This is a genomic window from Pseudomonas sp. 18.1.10, assembly GCF_024655625.1.
Classification (GTDB): domain Bacteria; phylum Pseudomonadota; class Gammaproteobacteria; order Pseudomonadales; family Pseudomonadaceae; genus Aquipseudomonas.
Genome location: NZ_JANLGL010000387.1, coordinates 1 through 2,927, shown reverse-complemented (window position 1 = coordinate 2,927; position 2,927 = coordinate 1). Strand labels below are relative to the sequence as shown.

The following is a 2,927-nucleotide window of genomic DNA, read 5'->3' as shown; positions in this document are numbered from 1 at the left end:
TCAGTCGGTAAATCTACTGACTGACACTCCGCCTTCGCGAGCAAGCCCGCTCCCACAGTTTGATCCCATTCCACATTTGGCCGGGTGGTGGGTTTTTAAGCTTTTTGCCAGACCTTGGGCTTGAAGAACAGTGTCTCTCCGCGGGCCAAACCGGTGAGGCTGTCGTGGTCTTTCACCACTTCGGCTTCGATCAGCTCGCTCTGGCCTTCCACTTTCAACGTCACGCGTGTGGTCGCGCCCAACGGGCGGATGTCGCGCACTTCGGCGGCGTGGTGGTCTTCCAGTTCGTGGCGCGACAGCGACACTTCATGGGGGCGGAACAGTACGTGGTTGTCTTCACCCAGGTGCAGGCGGTTGGAGTCGCCGAGGAAGTGGTAGACGAAATCACTGGCCGGGTTTTCGTAGACTTCACCCGGTGAGCCGATCTGTTCGATCACGCCCTTGTTCATCACCACGATACGGTCGGCGACTTCCATGGCCTCTTCCTGGTCGTGGGTCACGAACACCGAGGTCAGGTTGATGTCTTCGTGCAGGCGTGCGAGCCAGCGGCGCAGTTCCTTACGCACCTTGGCGTCGAGGGCGCCGAACGGCTCATCCAGCAGCAACACCTTCGGTTCCACCGCCAGGGCGCGGGCCAGGGCGATACGCTGGCGCTGGCCACCGGAGAGTTGTTCCGGGTAGCGGTCGGACAGCCAGTCCAGCTGCACCATGTTCAGCAGCTCGTGGACTTTGCTGGCGATCTGGCTTTCGTTCGGACGCTGGTTCTTCGGTTTCATGCGCAGGCCGAAGGCAACGTTGTCGAACACGGTCATGTGGCGGAACAACGCGTAGTGCTGGAACACAAAGCCGACGTTGCGATCACGCACGTCGTGGCCGGAGACGTCTTCACCGTGGAACACGATACTGCCGTCATCCGGGGTTTCCAGGCCGGCGATGATGCGCAGCAAAGTGGTCTTGCCGCAGCCGGACGGGCCAAGCAACGCCACCAGCTCGCCACTCTGGATATCCAGATTGATGCTGTTCAGGGCCTTGAAGGCGTTGAAGTTCTTGCTGACATTACGGACTTCGATCGACATGACTTATTCCTCACCGGCACTGTTGCGCAGGCGGTTGATACGGTTCTCGCTCCACTGCTTGAGCAGCAGGATGAAGAGCGCCAGGATCAGCAGCAGGCTGGCCACCGCAAACGCGGCGACGTGGTTGTATTCGTTGTAGAGAATCTCGACGTGCAGCGGCAGGGTGTTGGTGACGCCGCGAATGTGGCCGGACACTACCGACACCGCGCCGAATTCGCCCATGGCCCGTGCGGTACACAGCACCACGCCGTAGATCAGGCCCCATTTGATATTCGGCACGGTGACGTGCCAGAACATCTGCCAGCCATTCGCACCGAGCAGGCGTGCGGCTTCTTCTTCCTGGGTGCCCTGCTCTTGCATCAGCGGGATCAGTTCACGGGCCACGAACGGCACGGTGACGAAGATGGTCGCCAGCACGATGCCGGGCAAGGCGAACACGATCTGGATGTCATGGTCCTGCAACCACGGGCCAAAGAAGCCCTGGGCGCCGAACATCAGCACGTAGACCAGGCCGGCGATCACCGGCGACACCGAGAACGGCAGGTCGATCAGCGTGACCAGGATGCTCTTGCCACGGAACGAGTATTTGCTCACGCACCAGGCGGCGCTGACGCCGAACACCACGTTGAGCGGCACCGAAATCGCCACGGCGATCACCGTGAGTTTCAGCGCCGACAGCGCGTCGGGTTCGAGGATCGCGGTGAAGAACGAACCGAGGCCGTTCTTCAAGCCCTGGGTCACCACGATCAACAGCGGCAACAGCAGGAACAGCACGAACACCAGCCAGCCGAGGCCGATCAGGATACGTCGCGACACTGCGCTGCCACGGCGGGCAGCGTTGGCCGAGGACGCGGCGGAAATAGACGATTGGGACATGTTCCGCGCCTCCTTATGGACGTTCGATGCGCCGCTGCAACAAGTTGATCAGCAGCAGCAGGACAAAGGAAACCACCAGCATCAGCACGCCGATGGACGTGGCGCCGCGGTAGTCGTATTGGTCGAGCTTGACCATGATGAGCAGCGGCAGGATCTCGGTTTTCATCGGCATGTTGCCGGCGATGAAGATCACCGAACCGTACTCACCGACGCCACGGGCAAACGCCAGGGCGAAACCGGTGAGCCACGCAGGCAGCAACGCCGGCACGAGGATGTAGCGGAACACCTGCAACGGCTTGGCGCCCAGGCAGGCGGCGGCTTCTTCGATTTCCCGGGGGATGTCGGCCAGTACCGGCTGCACCGTACGCACCACGAACGGCAGCGTGACAAAGGTCAGCGCCAGGGTAATGCCCAGCGGGGTGTAGGCGATCTTGAAGCCCAGGTCGGCGGCGAACTGGCCGACGAAACCATTCGGCGTATACAAGGCGGTCAGTGCGATACCCGCCACGGCGGTGGGCAAGGCGAAGGGCAGGTCGATCATCGCATCGATGATCTTGCGGCCGGGGAAGGTGTAGCGCACCAGCACCCAGGCCAGCAGTGTGCCGATCACGCCGTTGATTAGCGCGGCGTACAGCGCGGTGCTGAAGCTCAACTGCAACGCCGCCAATACGCGCGGTGCGGAGATGATGTTCCAGAACTGATCCCAGGTGAGTTGAGCGGCGTGTACAAACATCGCCGCGAGGGGGATGAGTACGATCAGGCTGAGGTACACCACGGTGTAGCCCAGCGTCAGCCCGAAGCCGGGTATGACGGGGGAGATACGACGCGACATAAGAGTCCTTGGTTAGGGGAGCAGACATGCAAAACCCGCAAGCGAATGCGGGCTCCTTATCCCTGTAGGAGCGGGCCTTGTGTGGGGGGGGGGCCACCTCCCCCGCCCCAACACCCGCTTACTGGGGGGGGTTGATCTGGTCG

General features: G+C 61.8%; 3 protein-coding genes. All 3 read right to left on the bottom strand.

Features of this window, described 5'->3' with window-relative positions; all coding sequences use genetic code 11:
* Positions 1–95: 95 nt before the first annotated feature.
* Genes NUV89_RS28955 through cysT form a run of 3 tightly spaced genes read right to left on the bottom strand, consistent with a single transcriptional unit; the run spans position 96 to position 2,784 of the window.
* The gene (locus tag NUV89_RS28955) at positions 96–1,076 is read right to left on the bottom strand and encodes a sulfate/molybdate ABC transporter ATP-binding protein (protein WP_122489350.1); all 981 of its coding nucleotides are present in this window, start codon (positions 1,074–1,076) and stop codon (positions 96–98) included.
* A 3-nt stretch (positions 1,077–1,079) separates the two neighbouring features.
* A complete protein-coding gene (gene cysW, locus NUV89_RS28950; protein ID WP_257784013.1) occupies positions 1,080–1,952 on the bottom strand; it encodes a sulfate ABC transporter permease subunit CysW in 873 nt (290 codons plus the stop codon).
* 13 nt (positions 1,953–1,965) lie between these two features.
* A complete protein-coding gene (gene cysT / locus NUV89_RS28945; protein WP_257784012.1) occupies positions 1,966–2,784 on the bottom strand; it encodes a sulfate ABC transporter permease subunit CysT in 819 nt (272 codons plus the stop codon).
* Positions 2,785–2,927 lie beyond the last annotated feature (143 nt).

What these genes read in the sequence shown, in the direction of transcription:
- cysW (WP_257784013.1), bottom strand. Translation starts at nt 1,952, where the DNA reads ATGTCCCAATCGTCTATTTCCGCCGCGTCCTCGGCCAACGCTGCCCGC.
- cysT (WP_257784012.1), bottom strand. Translation starts at nt 2,784, where the DNA reads ATGTCGCGTCGTATCTCCCCCGTCATACCCGGCTTCGGGCTGACGCTG.
- NUV89_RS28955 (WP_122489350.1), bottom strand. Translation starts at nt 1,076, where the DNA reads ATGTCGATCGAAGTCCGTAATGTCAGCAAGAACTTCAACGCCTTCAAG.